This window comes from Prevotella melaninogenica, assembly GCF_018128065.1.
Classification (GTDB): domain Bacteria; phylum Bacteroidota; class Bacteroidia; order Bacteroidales; family Bacteroidaceae; genus Prevotella.
Window position 1 is genome coordinate 307,473 of record NZ_CP072360.1, and the last position, 20,068, is coordinate 327,540.

The window sequence follows — 20,068 nt, forward strand, 5'->3', positions numbered from 1 at the left end:
CCTAACACCCATCAGCCTTTTTCCCTTTCACAAACACAAGTCGTAATAAAACGAAGTTGATAGGGACTACTATCACCATCACAAGGATAGGCGACAACCATTTGCTTACACCCATCCAAAGGAAGAACTGGAGCAGTCCTATCTCTAAAAGATAGTTGAGAACGTGGCTACCGGCAAAGCCTGCAACATTGCTCTTTGACGGCTTTCCCTTAAAAGTAAAGTAGGTAGTAAGTCCGTAGTTACAAAGAAGTCCTACGCCATAACCAGCGGTATAAGCAATAGTTGTATTCGTAAACAGCAGACAAAGACAATAGATACCATAATGGATGAGCGAACATATCGTACCCGTTATACCAAAACGGAATAGTCGCCAGAAGTCTTTTTGCCAGCGTTGCCAAAGCTCTTTAATGCTTGTCGCCATATAGAAAGGGGGATTAATCGAGTATTTGACTGATGTTATAAAGCGGACGCTGTTTTACCTCTTCATATATTTTGGCAATATAAACTCCCACTGCACCGATTGAAATCATCAGCATGGCGCCCACGAGCCAGATACTGAGAATGAGCGAAGCCCAGCCTGCCACCTCTGTGTGATTTAGGAAAGCATGGATGACATAGATACCGATACACAAGCTGACGAACAAGAAAGCGATACCAAGATAGATGACATAGTAAATGGGTTTCACGGAGAATGACGTAATACCGTCCAATGCTAAACTGAGCATCTTTCGTAATGTGTACTTAGACGTACCAGCCTTACGCTCGCTAATGCGGTCGTCAACCGTTGTTGATTTTAGTCCGATAGAAGGGATGAGTCCACGTAAATAGAGGTTACGTTCCTTATATCCAGAGAGCATATTCAATGCTTTGCGGCTCATCAAGCGGAAGTCTGCATGATTGAAAATACTGTTCACACCCATCGTTTCTTGTAGATGGTAGAACGCTTGTGCTGACATACGTTTCAACATTGGGTCGGCTTTGCGCGAAACCTTTACACCATAGACAATCTCGTTACCTTCCTCAAAGGCATCAACCATCTGTGGAATACATTTCTTATAGTCATCTTGCAGGTCGGCATCAAGTGTGATAACGGCATCAGCCCAGTCCTTTGCCGTCATCATACCAGCCATAATAGCATTCTGATGTCCCACGTTATGGGCAAGATTGATACCCTTTATACGTGGATATTGCTTGTGGAGCTGTTGGATAATTTCCCATGTTCGGTCACGGCTTCCGTCATTGACAAACACAATCATCGAGTCATCGGAAATCTTCCCCTGACTGATGAGTTCGTCGAATAGCTCCATGAGCTGTGCTACCGACTGTTCTAAAACCTCTTCCTCGTTGTAGCATGGAGAGACCGTTGCAAGTTTTATCATATCTTTTATTCTGCCTGTTGGGATGTTTCTTAGGATATTCTCGGTTCCTGCTGTCTGCTATTCAGCGCAGGGCATGTACTTATTTCTTCTGTCGGTTGACAAAGTCTACATAGGTAATAAACTCCTGTTTGTCTGCTTTCATTGCCTTAATAAAGCGGTCGAGACGCTGTTCTAATTCGTGTCCACTGTGGTTCTTAATGATGAAAGGCATCTTAAACTCTGGATGTGACTTAAGATTATAGAACTCCCAAGGGTGGAAATAAGTCACAAAGTAGCCATCATGGCGCAATACTTGCCGTACCAAACGAAGATAGAACCACTCTGGGAAGTTGTGCATAGACAACCAAAAGAGCGGGATACGTAGGTGTGGACTAACGCTGGCAGGTATCTGCATCACCTTACCTTGCATAAACCATGTACGTGGAGTGGTGAGGTGCATATATCGACCCGGTATAAAAGCAGGATTCAAAGAAGAGTTATAAAGGTAGCCAGCCTTCTCTATCTCCTCATCTGATACGGGAAACATGCGTGGCTGACGATAGCCCGCAACCTTCACACCTGTTACACGTTCGATGATTTCCTTAGAGCGGAAAACGTCCTCAGGCTGTGGCTTCCAGTGGTCAACACCATGGCAAGCGACCTCGTGACCTTCGTTCTTTATGCGTTCCATGACTTCTGGCGCCAGTTCAGCAAAGTTACCTGTACAGAAGAAGGTAGCACAGACATTGTTTGCCTTTAGTATGTCGAGGATGCGATTCGTACCTTCTACGGAAACCTTCATACCCTCTTCAATTGAGAAGTCTACCCCATGTTCACGTGGTACATCAAACTCTTCCGTATCGAAGCTTAGTAATATCATTATCTCTTCAGTTTCTTAATTTGTCCAATTTCCTTTATCAAAAGAAAGCTGTTCAATAAGGCATTCTTCTTTTTGTGGATTGCCTTAACAAGTCCCTCAGATATTGTCTTGTTTTATTGTGTAAAGCTTTCATTTGTATAAAGTATTGCAAAGTTACAATAAAACTCTGATATTATTTGTATAAGAAGACATTGATTTAGGGCTTATTAATCATTAATTAGAAGGCTGATAAGCCTATAGAATTATTTTTATAAAGAAAAACTTCTTCATAAAAAAAACATTTTCAAGAGCGTTATTTTTACTTTCAAAACTTGTTTTATCAGAATATTATTGTTAGTTTTGCACAGAATAATACACACATAAATTATGTGTAAAACACTACTGGTAAGGTGATTGATAATGATATAACTGATGTTATTTATCGTAATAGGAAACGTCTTTGTAGTATATTTATATCATCTTTGCAGCCGTTAAACCATAGAAAATATGAAAGTTAGTAAGTTAATCTTTACTTTAGGTATGATGGCTATTGCTATAGCCGCACATGGTCAGACATCAACAATATCAGGTGTATTGCTCGATTCCCTTACCCATGAGGGTGAGCCTTATGCCACTATCAGAGTCTACAAAGGCAAGAAGAGCGAGACACCAGTGGCTATGTCGGTGACAGCAAAGGACGGAAAGTTCTCTCAAAAGGTAACAGGACAGGGCAGTTATTTCGTTTCTTTTACTTCAATGGGACGTAAGGAAATTCTGCGTAAGGTACAACTTACGGCAACAGGTGGTACCATCAACCTTGGAAATCTCCTTGTACAAGACGATACAAAGCAGTTGAAAGATGTCGAGGTTGTGGCACAGAAGCCGCTTGTAAAGATGGAAACCGACAAGATGACCTACGATGTACAAAGCGACAATGATGTCAAGACAAATACCGTACTTGATATGTTGCGTAAGGTTCCGATGGTAACTGTGGACGGACAAGACAACATTACTGTCAACGGACAAGGTTCTTTCAAGGTCTATGTAGACGGAAAACCTAACGTAATGTTCTCTTCCAATCCTTCACAGATATTCAAGGCTATGCCTGCTTCGGCTGTGAAATCTATCGAAGTAGTTACTAATCCCGGTGCAAAATATGATGCAGAAGGAGTCGGTGGTGTGCTGAATATCATCATGAACACTGGTGATGGAAAGAGCAAGGCAAAGCTGAACGGATATAATGGTAGTGTGGCTGCCACCATGAGTAACAAGGGATACCGTGGCTCAACCTTCTTTAGCGGACAGCAAGGAAAGCTCACCTACAGTGCTAACTTAATGGTATCAAAAGGTAAGTCAGACGGAACAGAAACAGAGATACGCCGTACCTCATCTGTTGGGTCACGTATGGACTACTGGCAGAGGGGTAATACTAATTTTAATTTCACGATGGGTAATATTAGTTTAGGCTATGAACTCGATTCGGTGAGTAATATTGGTGCTACGTTCGGTTTGACTGGTTACGCGATGAAGAATGATGGTCATCCTACAACAACCTTCTCTGGTGGAGCCTATGGTACTGGCTTTACGTATGGCAACGAGATGACGATGGAGAATAAAAACAAGTCATTTAATGGAAGTGTAGACTATCAACGCTTCTTTAATAAGGAACGTACAAGCAGCCTGACACTAAGTTATCTCTTCACAACTTCCCCTGCGGAGAACAACAACCGACGTATTTATGATGCTTTGCCAGCAGGTGTGACAATTCCTTTATCAGATCTTTATTCTGCGGCTAAGACACGTGGAACAGAACATACAGTGCAGGTTGACTTCACAACACCATTAGGAAAAAAACAAACGTTGAGTACTGGTTTAAAGTTTATCTCTCATCGTAACTCGTCTGACTCTAAGTTTTATGATATCATAGGCGGTACAGAAGTCTATAATGCAGCCAACAGTGTGAACTATAAGAATACACAGAGTATCTTGGCTGAATATGCAGAGTACAGTGCAACTATGGGTAAGTTTGGAGCAAAGGCAGGTTTGCGTTATGAGCACACGTGGGAGAAGGTGAACTTTATCGTTGGTTCTGGTTCCGACTTCAAGAAGAATTATGGAAGTCTGGTACCCTCTGCCAGCTTCAGCTATAACATCTCTGGTGGTGTCAATTTAGGCTTGAATTATAACATGCGTATCAGCCGCCCGGGCGTTAGTTACCTCAACCCATACATTGATCGTTCTAACCCAACGGTCTTGAGTTATGGTAATCCAGACCTGTCGGTTGAGAAGAGCCACAACGTTAGCTTAGTATTCAATTACTTTACACCGAAGTTTATGATGAACATGACACTCGGTGAAGCTTTTGCCAACAATCAAATTGAGCAGTATTCGTTTATGAACGGAACAGTGCTGAACACAACTTATGGCAATATCGTACGTAGCCGTTGGACCAATTTCAGCACCTTTATGAACTATGCTGTCACCCCTAAGACACGTATCATGCTCAATGGAAGCTTTGATTATGGAGATATCCGTTCCCAGCAGTTGGGCGAATACAACCACGGCTGGCAAGCAAGTGCATTCTTGGGCGTACAGCAAACCTTCCCATGGAAGATAAATTGGAGTGTGTTTATGGGTGGACTGACAAAGAAATACTTATTGCAGGGACATAATGGAGGTTTTAATATGTTCACATCAACCCTCTCAAAGAGTTTTATCAAGGACAAGCTCAATCTTAGTTTGATGTACTTTGTACCTTTGACTGGAAAGATGCACATCAAGCAATACAGCCACGGTGCTAACTTTGAGAATCACATGAACATTACGATTCCAGCACAACACGTGGCATTGACCATCACTTGGAATTTTGGAAATACAAAGAAGCAGTTCCAAACACACAAGAGTAATATTTCAAATGACTTCCAAGAGAAGAAGAATGATCAGCAAATGAACGGTATTGGAATGGGTTCTGGCGGTGGTATGTAGCCATAACTTATATTTTTTCCATGAAGAAAGATATTTCTTTTCAGAAGAGGAAAGTACAAAGCCTCTGAACGCAAATGATCATCACACAAAAGACATCAAGAAGATGCTACCTTGATAATGTCCAATTCTAAGCGGACTGTAAAAGGTAAAGAAACAAGAAAATGCCACTTCCTAACACAATACTTGTGCGCCAGGAAGTGGCATTTGTCGGTATTTTACACCTGCTATTGAGGAAAGAGTTTACTCTGCTCTGAATATTTAAATGGATTGTCTGTCCACAACAGTTACGTCTTTTATTCTTTCTGTGCAAGTGTTTTTTGTCTTGTTTTCCTACTCTTTAACCTCCCAAATTTCGTTGGTTTCAAGCATTTCCATGAAAGTATGATAATGCTTCTGTGCTTTTATCTCTTCAATCTGTTGGTTGACAGCAGCATCATAGGTAGGTGCTTCGACATCACGGATAACGCCAAGAGCAATAGGGAAGCCGTCTTCATTACTCATCATAGCAAGTTTCAACTGCAAAGTATTATCTTGGCAATGAGCATCATGTATGAGAATATCATCACGGGTAACACCATTCTCTCCAATCTTAACAACTTTCAAGCCGAAACCTTCTTGTATAAGTCCATACTCATTGTTAGCACCAAAGATCAATGGTTCGCCATGTTTAACGTAGATAGAGTTTTCTTTTCTACCTGCAGAGGTATAAACAGAGTTGTGACAACCATCATTAAAGATGACACAGTTCTGCAAAATCTCACACACGGCAGCTCCCTTATGCTGATAAGCAGCCTTCAGGATATCGATTGTCTCAGTATTGTCGCTGGCAACACTACGTGCGAAGAAGTTACCGCGAGCACCAAAACAAAGCTCTGCTGGACGGAATGGGTCTTCTGTCGTACCGTAAGGACTTGACTTAGAGACGAAGCCACGTGGGCTGGTTGGTGAATACTGTCCCTTTGTTAAGCCATAGATACGGTTGTTCAAAAGTATCATATTCAGGTCCACATTACGGCGCATGGCATGGATAAAGTGGTTACCACCGATGGCAAGAGCATCACCATCGCCCGATACTTGCCAGATGGTAAGGTTCGGATTGGTTACCTTTGCACCAGTAGAGATTGCTGCTGCACGACCATGAATGGTCTGCATTGCGTATGTGTTAGCATAATATGGTAATCGGCTTGAACATCCAATACCACTGATAACGGCTGTTTCATGAGGTGGAACACCTAACTCTGCCATCGCTTTCTGCAAACTGGCAAGGAAGAAATGGTCACCACAGCCAGGACACCAACGTGGCTGTCCCTTCTTAAAATCTTGTGCTGTATATTGATTCATGACTTTTTTATTTAATTCAAAATTCACTGTTTGTAATTCAAAATTCAGAATTCAGAATTATGATTACTTCTATTTGCTATGAACTATTACAAGCAACTTGTCAACTTGTCAACCCATCAACTTGTATCGCTGTGGGTTATTACAAGCAACTTGTCTACTCGCTTATTCAAGTATTTTCGTATAGAAAGTACCCGTTTCTTCCTTTGGTAATGGAGCCTTAAGGAGCTTTTCAAAGGTTGACACCAATTCAGTGACAACGAATGGCTGTCCCTTAACTTGGTTATACTGATAAGGAGCGAAATGGTTGATACGGATACGAAGGAGGGCAGCAAGCTGTCCAAGATTCTGTTCAGCAACAACAACCTTCTTGTAACGACTAAGCACCTCTGCGGTATTCTTTGGCAATGGGTTTACATACTTAAACTGCGCCAAAGCAACCTTATGTCCCTTCTTGCGCAATTCTTTCATTGCAGAATAGAGGTGACCATACGTACTTCCGAAGCCAACAATGAGCAAGTCGGCATCCTTCTCATCACCCAAAACCTTCAAATCAGGCACAGGGATACGAGCGACCTTTTCCCAACGGATATGATCCATCTTGTCATGGTTCTCTGGATCGGTTGAGATGGCACCTGTCTCGCCGTCTTTCTCCAAGCCACCAAGGATGTGTGTATAGCCTTCCGTACCTGGAATAGCCCAGTAACGTGCCAATGTCTTAGGGTCACGTTTGTATGGAGTATACTTATACTTCTGATCTTCTGTAACGAAGTGAGGGCGGATTTCTGGCAACTCATCGATATCTGGAAGTTTCCAAGCAGAAGAACCATTAGCAATGAAAGCATCGGTAAGGAGCACAACTGGTGTCATATGTTCCAATGCAATCTTACATGCGTTGTAGGCTGCATCAAAGCAATCAGTAGGACTTGTAGCTGCAATAACAGGCATTGGACTCTCTCCATTACGACCATAAAGCACCTGTAGGAGGTCGGTCTGCTCACTCTTGGTAGGCATACCCGTTGATGGACCACCACGTTGTACGTCAATAATTACCAATGGAAGCTCGTCGATAAGCGCAAGGTTCATTGCCTCACTCTTCAAACATATACCAGGACCAGAGGTTGAAGTAGCTGCCAAGGCACCAGCGAAAGCTGCACCAATAGCCGATGCACAACCTGCAATCTCGTCTTCACACTGTACGGTTGTCACACCCATTGACTTATGTTTTGCCAACTCGTGTAAGATATCTGTTGCAGGAGTGATAGGATAAGAACCCAAGAAAAGACGCAATCCAGCACGTTCTGCAGCTGCCATCAATCCGTAGGCTGTAGCCTTATTACCTGTAATATCCATGTAACGTCCAGGTTCCTTCACTTTTGACTCAATACGATAGGTATTAGGAACAGAGGCATGTACGTTATGACCATAGTCATATCCTGCACGTACCACCTTAATATTCGCCTCAGCAATGGCTGGTTTCTTCTTGAACTTTGTTTCAAGATAGTTATTAACCAACTCCAAGTCGCGATTGAAAAGCCAGCAGACAAGACCCAGGGCAAACATATTACGGCACTTCAACATAGACTTGTTATCCATGCCTGTATCAGCCAAACAGTCCTTCACCATCTTTGTTATCGGACAAGCCACTACCCGATCAGGGTCAATACCCATCTCGCCTAAATAGTCATCACTACGAAATTCAGCCTTCTGAAGGTCTCTCTGACCGAATGAATCAGTATCGATAATAATCGTACTGTTAGGTTTACAATGTTTGTACTGCATCTTTAACGCAGCAGCATTCATTGCCACGAGAACGTCACAGAGGTCACCAGGCGTATAAACTTTGCCCGAACCGATATGAACTTGGAATCCACTCACACCGGTTAAGGAGCCTTGCGGGGCACGGATGTCTGCTGGATAGTCTGGGAACGTAGATACACCATTGCCGATAGAAGCCGATACGGTTGTAAAAATGTTACCCGCAAGCTGCATACCATCACCTGAGTCACCAGAAAAGTGTATTACAACACTGTCGAGTTCTTTCACTTCGATTTGTTCTTCCATAGATTATTTCTTGTTTATGTTAGTAAATCGTTTCTGTATTTCTTGCTTTTCCCGCTGTAGCGGTCATACTTATTTTATGATTTTCTCACCATTAGAGACATAAATTCCCTTGGGTAACTCACGCTCATTTGTCCCCATCTTAACCCCCTGCAACGAATAGATTTCGTTGCTTTCCTTGCTTTCTTGAATCCTTGTCATCGGAACACTGACACCTAATGGAATATGTTTTTTCTTCTGATAGACACGTATCCAGTCAATACACATCTCATAGGTATGATTCTCATTAGGGTTTTTCGCCCACGAACCATTGCCCACAGACTGATTGAGAATCAGGTAGAAATTGGACTTATCAAACGGCCATTGCTCTTGACTATCATTCTGTTTCTTATATTGAAACACACGTTTACCATCGGCAAAGAATGTCAGCACGTCCTCTTCCCACTCTACTGCATAGGTGTGATAACGATTCATTGGCATCAAAAGATTGCTTGAGTGTAGCTCATTTCTATGACTCTGAGTCCACGCAGAGTGTACTGTTGCATAACAACGCTGCTCATTATCAATCTGCTCAAAGATATCAATCTCACCGCCTTTCGGCCATCCAAACTTTGACTTTGGCATCATCCAAATAGCTGGGAAATTACCAATAAAAGGATTGACCAACGCCCGACACTCTACACGACCAAAGCGGAAAGTAAAGCTCTGACTGGTTTCAATACCACCCGTAAGCATTGACACATTGTCTTTTGACTTATCAGGGTTAGGAATGGCACGCAGAACGAGATTGCCATCCTTTATAAAAGCGACTTCAGGAGAATTGCTCAAATATCGCGCCCATGTTACTTTTGGACGTCGAGTACAGTATCTCCACACCTTAGCATCAGGCAACGTTCCGTCTGGTTCATTAAACTCATCTCTAAAGACAAGCATATATTCGGGACCAGGCGTTTCCTCATCAGCAGCCAACGCCTCTACTCCCTTTGCCGAGTTAGCGAGTTGTGCAAATGATGCTGTGGAGAACAATGCCATTGTTAGCACTGCAAGTATTCTCTTATTGTTCTTCTTTTGTAACATATTTTTATTAAGATATCATCCAAAGAGATATTATCAGAGAAATGTAGAATCAACCTGTATAATAGATGCTTACAGAAAGATTCTGACAAATTATAGGTTTACTTTTTCCTACGTTGCTTTCTCGACTTTCCCTTTCTTAGATTATCTTTTGTTTACGTTAGTGTATTCTGAGGACAAAAGTGCGAAATATTATTGAGAAAACAAAATCTTTTGAGGAGAAAAAATATATTTTTGTATCTTACGAGTAAAAAGCATCAAGATTTTAATTATAATACTAAAGTTTCCCACCCCTCTATTTCATGGGTATTTTAGCTAAATTGCTTTGTGAATGCTCATGAACATGACCATCATTCGATAATAGCAGTTGCATCCAGTGCTGAGAAGATGGTAGATAATCTTCTTAGTGTATTGTCTCACCATTAATGCGGAAAAGACGAATGGAAAGAATCAGTTGAACAGTGGAGATACCATCGTGTTTCTCTAAAGAAAGTCTACAGTGTAGACGTCCAAGACCAAGTTTTGATAATTTCTTCAAATCATTTCTACTGAAAAGGACAGCTATTCCACGTGTAGTGAATTACGTCACTGGTACGACACAGGAATAGCTGTCCTTCGTTTTATTTATATTTATTAGGTAGAAAAAAGTATCTACCACTTAATTCACGCTAATATTAGCGGATTGCTTGTGACAGAATTGAGATTGAAGAGTCTATACTCTATCGATCAAGTTTCCACGTAACACCGTCCTTGGTGTCCTTAACTTGGAAGCCAGCCTCAGCGAGGGCATCACGAATCTGGTCGCTAACAGCCCAGTTCTTCTCTGCTTTCGCCTTTGCACGGAGGTCGAGTACCATATCAACAACCTTACCGTAAGCCTCCTCACGAGTATCGTTATTAGCTCCTCGCTCATTCTGAAGACCGAGGATATCGAAAGCAAAGAGCTGCATAGCCTCGCTGAGTTCCTTAAGGTCGTCGGCTGATATCTGTGCCTTATGGTCGATGAGGATGTTCACCAAGTGGCAAGCCTCAAAGAGAGTTGAGATAGCAGCGGGTGTCATCAAATCGTCGTTCATTGCATCGTAACACTTCTGACGGAAGCCAGCAACAAACTTCTTTGTATTCTCATCAGATGCTGCAGCAGTCTGAATGCGTGCCAACTCTTCAATACCATTCATCAAACGCTCATATCCCTTCTCAGCAGCTTGTAGTGCCTCGTTAGAGAAGTCGACTGTTCCACGATAGTGAGCAGAGAGGATGAAGAAGCGAATCGTCATCGGAGAGTAAGCCTGTGTGAGCGTATCATGCTCGCCAGTGAAGAACTGTTCAAGCGTAATGAAGTTGCCGAGAGACTTGCCCATCTTCTGTCCATTGATGGTAATCATATTGTTATGCATCCAATACTTCACCATTTCATCACCCTGTGAAGCCACAGCTTGTGCAATCTCGCACTCATGATGAGGGAAGATAAGGTCCATACCGCCACCGTGGATATCGAAGTGATTGCCCAAATACTTGCGCCCCATCGCTGTACACTCACAGTGCCAGCCCGGAAAACCATCGCTCCAAGGGGATGGCCATCGCATGATATGTTCTGGCATAGCACGCTTCCAAAGGGCGAAGTCAATCTGATTTCGCTTTTCATCAACGCCTGCCAACTCACGTGAGTTATTAATCATATCAGTGATGTTACGACCAGAAAGAACACCATAGTGGTGGTCTTTATCGTATTTCTCCACATCAAAATAGATACTTCCATTGCTTTCATAGGCATAGCCGTTGGCAAGAATCTGCTTAACAACTTCTTCCTGTTCAATGATATGACCCGTAGCATGTGGTTCGATGCTTGGTGGGAGAACGTTGAGCGAACGCATAGCATCATGGTAGCGGTTGGTATAGTACTGCGCAATCTCCATTGGCTCCAACTGCTCAAGACGTGCCTTCTTCTCAATCTTATCATCACCTTCGTCAGCATCATGCTCCAAATGACCAACGTCCGTGATGTTACGAACATAACGAACCTTGTATCCTATGTGTTTCAGATAGCGGAAAAGAATATCAAAGGTGATAGCAGGACGTGCGTGTCCGAGGTGTGGATCGCCATAAACAGTTGGTCCACAGACATACATTCCCACGTTAGGTGCTGCAATCGGTTGGAAGAGTTCCTTTTTACGATGCAGTGTATTGTAAATAACTAAGTCTTGCATAATCCGTTGTTTATATCTTAATGATGCAAAATTACAAAATTATTGTCAGCCATGATGCGTCTACATAGAATTTTTATTATCTTTGTCATGTATTTGTAAGACATCAAGTAATAAGTCTACATAAATTATATTATCAATACTGACAAAAGTAAGCATCCAAAATTCGCCGTCTTTTGTGGATACCGCATTGTTGCTACCTTTGTACAAAAAAGATGTTTGCACTGAATGAAACAAATGTTTATCGGGTTTGTTGTTCTCCTGTGGATATGCGCCAGGGAATGCTTCGATTATGTCAATTCGTCCGTGGTAACGATTTTAATCCATCTGATGGTTGTGTCTATGTGTTTTATAATCGTTCTCGCAATCGTATCAAGCTGCTTCATTGGGAACGATGTGGTTTTGTCGTATACCACAAGCAGATAGCACAGGGTTGTTTAAGTGGTAAAATCATGCAGCAAACCAAGGGATTTTATGAACTTCGATGGGATGAATTGGTCCTTTATATAGAAGGTATAAATCCTCATTGTTATCGAAGAAAACGTTACAATAAACCTTAGAAAATTCTTGCAAAATCCAGATATTTTTCGTACCTTTGTATCATATAAATAACTGGTTTCTGATGAATACATCCAACAATAAGACTGCGTCTAACTATCATTTTTTAACTCGAGAAGATGTTATAAATCTTCTTGAGCAGAAAGACATGGAGCTTAAAAGTAAGGATGTAGAACTTAAGAGCAAGAATGTAGAACTTAAGCAGAAGGATGCAGAACTTAAGCAAAAGGACGAAGAGCTTAAGCAAAAGGATGCAGAGTTAGCAAGAAAATCTCAACGTATTCTTGAACTTGAGCGTATGGTATTCGGTAGACGTAGCGAAAAGCGTTTACCTGAGAGTCCCAACGGCTGGGCAGGTTCGTTCTTTGATAAAGATTGGGCAAAAGAAGGTAAACAACTTTCGGGGGAAATACCAACTATCATTAAGGAAGTAGAGAAGCAAGCTAAGCAGCGCAGGGAAGCAAGCTGTAACGCTCGTTCTACGAGAAAAGGCAAGCCATATGCCTCTTATGTTCCTAAGGATATAGAGCGTGTGGTTACTGAGATTTATCCAGACGGTTATGATGAAAACCGTATGGTTATCATCGGTCACGATAAGACAGAACACTTGTGCTTACGTCCCTCAAGCTTTTATGTTAAGGTTGAAGACCGCATCGTCTGCCGTTTGAAAGATGCAAAACCCACGGATGCAAAGATTGACATACTGGAAGCTCCTTTACAGAAGCAAGCTGTGGATTGTTTTGCCGATGCCTCTCTGCTGGCTGAGATTATCACAGGAAAGTTTGTCTATCATTTGCCAGAGTATAGACAAAGCACCAGATGGAAAGAGCATGGCATCAACATCCCAACCTCTACCATAAACAGCTGGGTTCACAGCACAGCTAACGCTTTATATCCTCTATATAAACTCCAAGCGAAGTTGATTTTACAGAGTCCCTACTTACAAGTTGATGAGACAAGCGTACAAGTTGCCGACCGTAAGGGTAAGACTCGCAAGGGTTATCTGTGGGGAGTAAGAGATGCGCTGCACTGCCGAGGGGTCTTCTTTCATTGGAAGGAAGGTTCACGATCGGGAGCTGTACCCGACGAACTCTTCAAAGGCTATCATGGTGCTATACAATCCGATGGGTATGAAGCTTACAGCAGATTTGAAAACGTTCAAGGCATAGAGCTCTTGGGATGTATGGCACATGTCCGGCGAAAGTTCGAGCATTTATCGACAAATGATAAGAATGCCGCCCATATCGTTAAGATGATCGCTGTACTCTACGAGTTAGAAGCAAACTTAAAACACAGTAACGCCAGCTACGAAGAGATTCAGGCTGAAAGAAAATCCAAAGCATATCCTATATTAAAGGCTCTTGAAGCATATATGAAGGAGGTACACAAGGAGTATCTCCCTGGCGAAGCTATGGAGAAAGCTCTGCGCTATGCCTTCTCCGTATGGATACGTATCAGCCGATACGTACAAGATGGGCGTTTCAATATAGACAACAATCTTATGGAGCAAGCCATCAGACCCATTACGTTAGGAAGGAAGAACTATCTTTTCTGTGGCAACAACGAAGGAGCTGAAAACAATGCCATCTTCTATACGTTCATGGCATGTTGTAGGGAGGCAAAGATAGAACCTAATGTGTGGTTAAGGCAGGTATTAGCAAAACCCTTGCTGGACATGGAGGATGAGGAATTGATTAAGCTGCTACCCATAAACTATAAATAGCATAGAACCCTTATATGAAGCCAGTCATATAAGGATTTTTTGTGAAGTGGCAAGACGGCGAATTTTGGATGCTTACTGACAAAAGATTATGATTATTACAACAACCCCAACCATTGAAGGTCGTCCTATCAAAGAGTATAAAGGAATTGTCACAGGAGAGACAATTATCGGTGCTAACTTCCTAAAAGACTTCCTTGCTGGCATCAGGGACTTCATAGGTGGACGTAGCGGAGCCTATGAAAAGGTGCTGCGTGAAGGCAAAGAAACCTCCATTCTGGAAATGATGCAACGTGCAGAAGTGCTTGGTGCCAACGCTATTGTTGGTATCGATCTTGATTATGAGACCGTCGGGCAGGGTGGATCTATGCTCATGGTCACCTGTTCTGGTACTGCCGTGGTTATATAAGAGACGGTTGTCGCAAGTCTTAAAAGGCTCTGAAATACAGAAAAGAGTGCTTCCTCTCGCTGAAGAATAGTGGGGAAACATATAGAACACATAAACAAAGCACGCCATGAAATCCTGCATGGCGTGCTTTGTTTATATATTTGCTGTCTTTTCAATCATCAAAGCCTATTGGACGAAACTGATGCTGTTCTTCACTATATACATAGCCAGCATCATGCAAGTAGGCTTTAAGTTTCTCTACATCTTCATTGAAATGGTAACAGAGTGACTCCAAAGTGTCAAACTCTTCATCACGAAGTAACATGTTTACACTGCTTACCAATATCGCAGGGTTTTTTGGTAAATAATCCATAACTTTATTCTTAAAAGTGTGAACGGACTACTTCATCGATTCTCCTATAAATTGGAGAGGTAATAAGTCCTTTACACTATTGATAACATATACGCCATTCGTACCATAAAGAAGAATACGAATAGGTTGTTTATAACGATCTTCTATCTCTAAAATAACTTGACGACAGGCACCACAAGGTACTATCGGGTCGCGCATCAAACCATACTCATTAGCTGCTGCAATGGCAAGAGTAGTGACTGCTTGACCTGGATAAACAGACTGAGCAGCAAAGATAGCTGAGCGCTCAGCGCATAAGCCCGATGGAAAAGCAGCATTCTCCTGATTGGCTCCGATAACTTCTGTACCATCGGCAAGCAGCAAAGCAGCACCAACACGGAAGCGGCTATAAGGAGAATAACTATTACCAGTTGCCTCAACAGCTCTTTGAATGAGGTGCTGATCAGCCGTAGAGAGTTCCTCTACTTGGCAAAAACCAATCTTAATGCTTATGTCTATTGTTTTCATATTTGATATTTATTATTGTTGGTGGGGGGTATAAGGCAAATTAGCCCTATTAGGCTTATATGCCCAATTAGCCTGATTAGCCTAATAACCTTAATTAGTAATCAGCTCATAACAGCCAATGTCTGGCTTACTATCACGCTGCTTACCATCATGATCAGTTGCAAAACGAGGGTCACCGAGGACAAGACCTGCATCAATCGCAGGATATTTCTCTCCTTTCTCAGCCTTCTTCAAATGAAAATCATACTTCTGTTTGTCACCATCTACCAGCACAAACTGCTTTGAACCACCATCAGGATAATCCTTACTATTCTCCCAAATGACATCTGTGAAACGTGCTAACAGAGCCGCATCCTTAGGCTTTGGCGTACGAAGAATACAATTATAGAACTGATAGTTGGCTGTAACACCATCCTTGTTACCGCCCATAAGCACATCATCTGCATATCCCGTCACAAGCGAGTTGACGACGTGGAAAGTCTGAAGTGGATAATCTTTGTTGTTTATATGGTTGCCAAAGCTCAACGCCGCACCACGATTACTATCGAAAGGATAGAACTGTGCGAAGGTACAATGCGTCAAAGTCACCTCACCACCCACAAAGGCTGCACAGTCCATCAGCGTGTTAGAGAACTGAGAGTTATAAGCAACAACCTTACTATTTATCGCTTGCAAACCATAGCCTTGACAGTTATGAACAGTAGAATTGACAAGTGTCAGCTTCGTACGAGCAGTTGTTGCCGTATCGCAAAGAATGCCATTATAAGTCGAATGAATATCCGTATAGGTTAGTACATTATCGTAACTATCCTTATGGAAACGTACTCCCTGCCACTGACCGCTGACCCTATCGTAAGGAAGATACTTAAACATCTTGTCCAAACGGTCGCCACGCAACGTCACAGGATGCTCAGCTGTACCCTCACAACGCAGCGTTCCATACACATCAAGGGCAGCCTTCTGCGAGAAGTAAACGGTTGTTCCAGCTGGAATAGTAAGTGTAGCACCTGCCTCCACCTTCAATGTATCTTGGAAAACGATAGGTTTCGTACTTGCCAACGTGGTATTCGTTGCAATCTTACGTCCCTTTATCAACTCTGCATCCCAGCTATAGACACGTAGGTTCACCTTCTGTTGCACACCACTTTCAAGCGTAAAAACGAGGTTATCTGCTACTTCTTGCGGAGTGGTTGCATTATTAAGCGGAGACGTCATCTCAACGAATACCTGAATACTATCCTTGTTGCGCACTTCTAATTCACGAACCTGATAGCCATTGGCAGCTGAAAGTTCAACCCCATCTACATTCACACGAAAGCCCGTCTGATTACCTTGTGCCAAACGAACATTCGTCAGTCGCAATCCATTACCCGACTTATTATACACCCAGAAAATCTTTGTAGGTGTCGGAACGTTGGAGAATGTGGTGTCGAGTCGTAGTGTGTCAGTCGAGAAAGAAAGCATATTGCTCCGTGATGTTGTGAAAGTATCATCATCGGAGCAGGCTGCCATCATCATAATGGCTGACAGTAAAAACAATATAGATAACTTCTTCATTCTTTTCTTTTTATGTTCTTATCTAACGACTCAAAAGGCTGTTTTATTGCCTTTCAACGGTTTACTCCAAGTCTACATGCTCAACATTGACTTGCTCATGTAGGAAGATACGTGCCGTTTCTTTGAACTTTTCTGGGTTTTCGGTGGTGAAATATTTCACTGTCGCATGCTTAGTACAACGAGCATCCATATCGGGATGACGACGAAAATAGTCTTGTAGGCTCTCCGCCACATACTCTCCTTGTGGTACAATTCGCACGCCACGTGGCACATGCTTTAATATCTTTGGCATAAGGATAGGATAATGCGTGCAGCCAAGAATGAGCGTATCAATCTGTGGGTCGAGTCGCATGATATGGTCGAGTCGCTTTTTCACGAAATAGTCAGCACCGGGACTGTCTGCCTCATTATTCTCGATGATTGGCACCCAAAGTGGACAAGGAACACCCGTTACTTTCACATCATTCCACAGCTTTTGTATTTCGAGGTTATAACTATTGCTCTTGATAGTTCCTTCAGTAGCCAACACGCCCACATGGCGAGAGTGTGTAAGCCTCCCTATCACCTCTGCCGTAGGACGAATCACACCTAACACACGCCTATCAGGGTCGAGATGGGGCAAGTCATTCTGCTGAATTGTACGGAGTGCTTTGGCAGAAGCGGTGTTGCAACCTAAGATAACCAATTGGCAACCGAGTTCGAAGAGTTTCATCACAGCCTGACGAGTGAACTGATAAACCACATCAAAGGAGCGTGAACCATAGGGAGCACGCGCATTATCACCCAAGTAAAGATAATCGTATTCAGGAAGTAGCTGACGAATACCATGCAGGATGGTCAGTCCGCCATATCCAGAATCGAAGATACCGATAGGTCCTGGCTGTTTAGAATACTTTGTCATTAGTCTTTTCAATTACAATTAATCGTTGTCCGATATCACCACGTACAGATTGGTGCGGACGCTCCGCACATCCTGTGCGGATGCCTAACACGCTTTGTGCTGAGCATCCGCACCACCCGTGTAGAGCCTTCTCTGCGGTAAAGACAATTATTTCAAGGCTGTTATCAACGCCTCTGTAACATCCTCTCCCATCGCTGTATTTACGAATGGAACACTGTTATTATCAGTATTCAGGATGAAAGCGTAACCGCTTTCTTTGCCCATCTGACGTACAGTATTGTTTAACTTTGTGCGAACAGGTGCGTAGATATCCTCTTCTGCCTTCTTCAGCAGCCGTTCAGATTCCTTACGGAACGCAATGTTGCGCTCCATCAGTTCCTCTAATTCAGCCTGTCGCTTGCGAAGAATAGATGGTTCCAACTTACGCTGTACTTCCAAGAAATCTTCATATCGGCTATTGAAATCATCAACAGAACGCTTCGTTTCTGCATCATACTTCGCTTTCAGTTCATTAAGACTACGTGTTGCTGTTGCATAGTCTGTCATTGCGTGTAACACTTTATCATAGCTAAAGTAAGCAAACTTAAATGCAGGAACACTCTGCTGTGCTACTGCCAAGAGTGGCAAAAGCATGAAAGCAAGGGAAAAGAATAGCTTTTTCATTATTTCTTTTATTATCTCTACAATATAAAAACAAAAATGAGATCATCGCAAGAACATATATCCGTGCGGTGACCTCACCCTTTTATCTCCTCAGAAACAGTGTTAGTTCGTTGATTGGAAAAGCTCTTTTCCTACTCAATCAACAGATAGGATGATTAGGAATGCTATGATAACCAGTTAGGCTAATTACGCAAGAAAAGCTTAACTCCACGCTAACTTAAGGAGAATCGACCACGGGGCAAAGGCACCCGCAATATTTTACTTCATCTTAGCCAACTGAGCCTTTACCTCTGCAGTGATATCCTTGCTGAGTGCCTCGTTGATATACAATGGCTGACCAGCAGCCTTCTCCATGATGTAAACGTAGTTACCTGCCTTTGCAACAGCTGCGATAGCGTTACGAACCTTCTCAAGGACAGGACCGAGCTGCTTCTGCTGTTCCTCGTTGAAAGCCTTCTGGTTGTCCTGAGCTGTCTGCTGAATCTTGCTGTACATATCCTGCAAGTTCTTCTCTGTCTCAGCCTGCTTTGTAGCGTTCATAGTGCTCTTAGACTTGTCGTATGCCTCTGCCTGACGCTGCAATTCTGCCTGCATGTCTTCGAGCTGCTTCTGATACTCCTTACCCTTAGCCTCCAACTTACTCTGAACAGCTGTAGCCTCTGGGAGTGACTGGAGGAGAGCCTGTGAGTCAAGGTGGCCAAACTTCTGTGCGAACAATGTCATTGGTGCACAGAGCATCAACATCAAAAATAACTTTTTCATTTCTTTTTATTGTTTAATTGTTTATTATTTTGCTTTTTATCTGCGGTGATAGTATTCCTAGGGTCCCTAGGACTACTAGGTTAGCTAGGACTACTAGGGTGTCTAGGACTGCTAGGATATCCAGCTTCTTCCAAATTCCTTACTGATAAGAATATCCCAACTTCTGCAGCACCTCATTACTGATATCCACCTTTGGCGAACCATAGATAATACCAGCTGCATTACTTGAACGGTCAATAACCAAACTATAACCACGCTGGTCAGAGATATCCTTTACAGCATTGTAAATCTCATCTTGTATAGGAGTAACCAAGCTGGTACGCTTCTTAAAAAGCTCGCCTTCTGGACCAAAGTACTTACGCTTGAGGTCAGACGCCTGCTTTTCTTTTGCAAGGATAGCCTCTTGCTTTTTCTTCTTCTGGTCTTGCGAAAGGAAGACAACCTCGTTTTGATAGTTCTTATACATTGTTGAAGCCTCTGTGTTGAGTGCCTCAACCTCAGCCTGCCACTTCTTACTTACCTGATTTAACTGCTCATTTGCACGCTCGTAAGCTGGCACATTCTTGAGGATATACTCCATATCAATCAGCGCAAACTTCTGTGCAGAAGCTGTCAAAGGTAAAAGAGTAAAAAGGTAAAGAGGTAAAACGTATCGCAATACACTCTTAAAAATATTCTTCTTCATCTCTTTTAATTCAAAATTCAAAATTCATAATTCACAATTATGATTACCGATACTCACTTAATTTATTGCTGCAAG

General features: G+C 42.6%; 19 protein-coding genes. 4 read left to right on the forward strand and 15 right to left on the reverse strand.

Going from position 1 to position 20,068, the window contains the following annotated elements; translation table 11 throughout:
- Nucleotide 1: 1 nt before the first annotated feature.
- The 3 genes from J5A56_RS07185 to J5A56_RS07195 form a co-directional block, all read right to left on the reverse strand.
- Nucleotides 2-421 (reverse strand): GtrA family protein, encoded by a 420-nt coding sequence (locus J5A56_RS07185; protein WP_021671426.1) that lies wholly within the window; start codon nt 419-421, stop codon nt 2-4.
- A gap of 13 nt (nt 422-434) precedes the next feature.
- The gene (locus J5A56_RS07190; protein WP_021671425.1) at nt 435-1,379 is read right to left on the reverse strand and encodes a glycosyltransferase family 2 protein; all 945 of its coding nucleotides are present in this window, start codon (nt 1,377-1,379) and stop codon (nt 435-437) included.
- A gap of 79 nt (nt 1,380-1,458) precedes the next feature.
- Nucleotides 1,459-2,238 carry a polysaccharide deacetylase family protein gene (locus tag J5A56_RS07195; protein WP_021671424.1) on the reverse strand — a complete coding sequence of 260 codons (780 nt, stop codon included), beginning with the start codon at nt 2,236-2,238 and terminating at the stop codon, nt 1,459-1,461.
- Nucleotides 2,239-2,724: 486 nt separating this feature from the next.
- Between J5A56_RS07195 and J5A56_RS07200 the strand changes: the two genes are divergently transcribed.
- Nucleotides 2,725-5,202: a TonB-dependent receptor domain-containing protein gene (locus J5A56_RS07200; protein ID WP_021671423.1), complete on the forward strand. Its 2,478-nt coding sequence runs from the start codon at nt 2,725-2,727 to the stop codon at nt 5,200-5,202.
- A gap of 330 nt (nt 5,203-5,532) precedes the next feature.
- Here J5A56_RS07200 and J5A56_RS07205 read toward each other — a convergent pair whose 3' ends face one another.
- From J5A56_RS07205 to cysS, 5 genes are all read right to left on the reverse strand, one after another.
- Entirely contained in the window at nt 5,533-6,543 is a 1,011-nt protein-coding gene (locus J5A56_RS07205) for a 2-oxoacid:ferredoxin oxidoreductase subunit beta (RefSeq protein WP_036919386.1), read from the reverse strand.
- A 162-nt stretch (nt 6,544-6,705) separates the two neighbouring features.
- Nucleotides 6,706-8,604 carry a 2-oxoacid:acceptor oxidoreductase subunit alpha gene (locus J5A56_RS07210; RefSeq protein WP_021671420.1) on the reverse strand — a complete coding sequence of 633 codons (1,899 nt, stop codon included), beginning with the start codon at nt 8,602-8,604 and terminating at the stop codon, nt 6,706-6,708.
- 69 nt (nt 8,605-8,673) lie between these two features.
- Nucleotides 8,674-9,678, reverse strand: coding sequence for a glycoside hydrolase family 16 protein (locus J5A56_RS07215; RefSeq protein WP_021671419.1), 1,005 nt, complete (start codon nt 9,676-9,678; stop codon nt 8,674-8,676).
- 400 nt (nt 9,679-10,078) lie between these two features.
- Nucleotides 10,079-10,213: a hypothetical protein gene (locus tag J5A56_RS13755; protein ID WP_021671418.1), complete on the reverse strand. Its 135-nt coding sequence runs from the start codon at nt 10,211-10,213 to the stop codon at nt 10,079-10,081.
- A 181-nt stretch (nt 10,214-10,394) separates the two neighbouring features.
- Nucleotides 10,395-11,882: a cysteine--tRNA ligase gene (cysS, locus tag J5A56_RS07220; protein ID WP_021671417.1), complete on the reverse strand. Its 1,488-nt coding sequence runs from the start codon at nt 11,880-11,882 to the stop codon at nt 10,395-10,397.
- Between the two features lie 212 nt (nt 11,883-12,094).
- Here cysS and tnpB point away from each other — a divergent pair, with 212 nt between their 5' ends.
- The 3 genes from tnpB to J5A56_RS07235 all read left to right on the forward strand — a co-directional run bounded on the left by tnpB (nt 12,095) and on the right by J5A56_RS07235 (nt 14,566).
- A complete protein-coding gene (gene tnpB, locus J5A56_RS07225) occupies nt 12,095-12,439 on the forward strand; it encodes an IS66 family insertion sequence element accessory protein TnpB (protein ID WP_211815579.1) in 345 nt (114 codons plus the stop codon).
- A gap of 62 nt (nt 12,440-12,501) precedes the next feature.
- Nucleotides 12,502-14,160, forward strand: a complete 1,659-nt coding sequence (gene tnpC, locus J5A56_RS07230) for an IS66 family transposase (RefSeq protein ID WP_211815580.1) — start codon at nt 12,502-12,504, stop codon at nt 14,158-14,160.
- Nucleotides 14,161-14,248: 88 nt separating this feature from the next.
- Entirely contained in the window at nt 14,249-14,566 is a 318-nt protein-coding gene (locus tag J5A56_RS07235) for a heavy metal-binding domain-containing protein (protein ID WP_021670440.1), read from the forward strand.
- A 151-nt stretch (nt 14,567-14,717) separates the two neighbouring features.
- Here the strand turns inward: J5A56_RS07235 and J5A56_RS07240 are convergent, their stop codons facing one another.
- From J5A56_RS07240 to J5A56_RS07270, 7 genes are all read right to left on the reverse strand, one after another.
- A complete protein-coding gene (locus J5A56_RS07240; RefSeq protein WP_021670441.1) occupies nt 14,718-14,918 on the reverse strand; it encodes a DUF4250 domain-containing protein in 201 nt (66 codons plus the stop codon).
- A 27-nt stretch (nt 14,919-14,945) separates the two neighbouring features.
- Nucleotides 14,946-15,425 carry a cytidine deaminase gene (gene cdd, locus J5A56_RS07245; protein WP_021670442.1) on the reverse strand — a complete coding sequence of 160 codons (480 nt, stop codon included), beginning with the start codon at nt 15,423-15,425 and terminating at the stop codon, nt 14,946-14,948.
- Nucleotides 15,426-15,515: 90 nt separating this feature from the next.
- Nucleotides 15,516-16,982: a hypothetical protein gene (locus tag J5A56_RS07250; RefSeq protein ID WP_021670443.1), complete on the reverse strand. Its 1,467-nt coding sequence runs from the start codon at nt 16,980-16,982 to the stop codon at nt 15,516-15,518.
- Nucleotides 16,983-17,043: 61 nt separating this feature from the next.
- The gene (gene murI / locus J5A56_RS07255; RefSeq protein ID WP_021670444.1) at nt 17,044-17,883 is read right to left on the reverse strand and encodes a glutamate racemase; all 840 of its coding nucleotides are present in this window, start codon (nt 17,881-17,883) and stop codon (nt 17,044-17,046) included.
- Between the two features lie 147 nt (nt 17,884-18,030).
- Complete coding sequence (locus J5A56_RS07260; RefSeq protein WP_021670445.1) at nt 18,031-18,546, reverse strand: OmpH family outer membrane protein; 516 nt, start codon at nt 18,544-18,546, stop codon at nt 18,031-18,033.
- Between the two features lie 258 nt (nt 18,547-18,804).
- Nucleotides 18,805-19,308, reverse strand: a complete 504-nt coding sequence (locus tag J5A56_RS07265) for an OmpH family outer membrane protein (protein ID WP_021670446.1) — start codon at nt 19,306-19,308, stop codon at nt 18,805-18,807.
- A gap of 139 nt (nt 19,309-19,447) precedes the next feature.
- The gene (locus tag J5A56_RS07270; protein WP_021670447.1) at nt 19,448-19,993 is read right to left on the reverse strand and encodes an OmpH family outer membrane protein; all 546 of its coding nucleotides are present in this window, start codon (nt 19,991-19,993) and stop codon (nt 19,448-19,450) included.
- Nucleotides 19,994-20,068 lie beyond the last annotated feature (75 nt).

Excerpts from the sequence above, each read along its gene's own strand:
- J5A56_RS07215 (WP_021671419.1), bottom strand. The coding sequence starts at position 9,678 with ATGTTACAAAAGAAGAACAATAAGAGAATACTTGCAGTGCTAACAATG.
- J5A56_RS07265 (WP_021670446.1), bottom strand. The coding sequence starts at position 19,308 with ATGAAAAAGTTATTTTTGATGTTGATGCTCTGTGCACCAATGACATTG.
- J5A56_RS07260 (WP_021670445.1), bottom strand. The coding sequence starts at position 18,546 with ATGAAAAAGCTATTCTTTTCCCTTGCTTTCATGCTTTTGCCACTCTTG.
- J5A56_RS07205 (WP_036919386.1), bottom strand. The coding sequence starts at position 6,543 with ATGAATCAATATACAGCACAAGATTTTAAGAAGGGACAGCCACGTTGG.
- murI (WP_021670444.1), bottom strand. The coding sequence starts at position 17,883 with ATGACAAAGTATTCTAAACAGCCAGGACCTATCGGTATCTTCGATTCT.
- J5A56_RS07270 (WP_021670447.1), bottom strand. The coding sequence starts at position 19,993 with ATGAAGAAGAATATTTTTAAGAGTGTATTGCGATACGTTTTACCTCTT.
- J5A56_RS07240 (WP_021670441.1), bottom strand. The coding sequence starts at position 14,918 with ATGGATTATTTACCAAAAAACCCTGCGATATTGGTAAGCAGTGTAAAC.
- J5A56_RS07185 (WP_021671426.1), bottom strand. The coding sequence starts at position 421 with ATGGCGACAAGCATTAAAGAGCTTTGGCAACGCTGGCAAAAAGACTTC.
- J5A56_RS07235 (WP_021670440.1), top strand. The coding sequence starts at position 14,249 with ATGATTATTACAACAACCCCAACCATTGAAGGTCGTCCTATCAAAGAG.
- J5A56_RS07190 (WP_021671425.1), bottom strand. The coding sequence starts at position 1,379 with ATGATAAAACTTGCAACGGTCTCTCCATGCTACAACGAGGAAGAGGTT.
- tnpB (WP_211815579.1), top strand. The coding sequence starts at position 12,095 with ATGTTTGCACTGAATGAAACAAATGTTTATCGGGTTTGTTGTTCTCCT.
- J5A56_RS07195 (WP_021671424.1), bottom strand. The coding sequence starts at position 2,238 with ATGATATTACTAAGCTTCGATACGGAAGAGTTTGATGTACCACGTGAA.
- cysS (WP_021671417.1), bottom strand. The coding sequence starts at position 11,882 with ATGCAAGACTTAGTTATTTACAATACACTGCATCGTAAAAAGGAACTC.
- J5A56_RS07250 (WP_021670443.1), bottom strand. The coding sequence starts at position 16,982 with ATGAAGAAGTTATCTATATTGTTTTTACTGTCAGCCATTATGATGATG.
- J5A56_RS07210 (WP_021671420.1), bottom strand. The coding sequence starts at position 8,604 with ATGGAAGAACAAATCGAAGTGAAAGAACTCGACAGTGTTGTAATACAC.
- cdd (WP_021670442.1), bottom strand. The coding sequence starts at position 15,425 with ATGAAAACAATAGACATAAGCATTAAGATTGGTTTTTGCCAAGTAGAG.
- J5A56_RS07200 (WP_021671423.1), top strand. The coding sequence starts at position 2,725 with ATGAAAGTTAGTAAGTTAATCTTTACTTTAGGTATGATGGCTATTGCT.
- tnpC (WP_211815580.1), top strand. The coding sequence starts at position 12,502 with ATGAATACATCCAACAATAAGACTGCGTCTAACTATCATTTTTTAACT.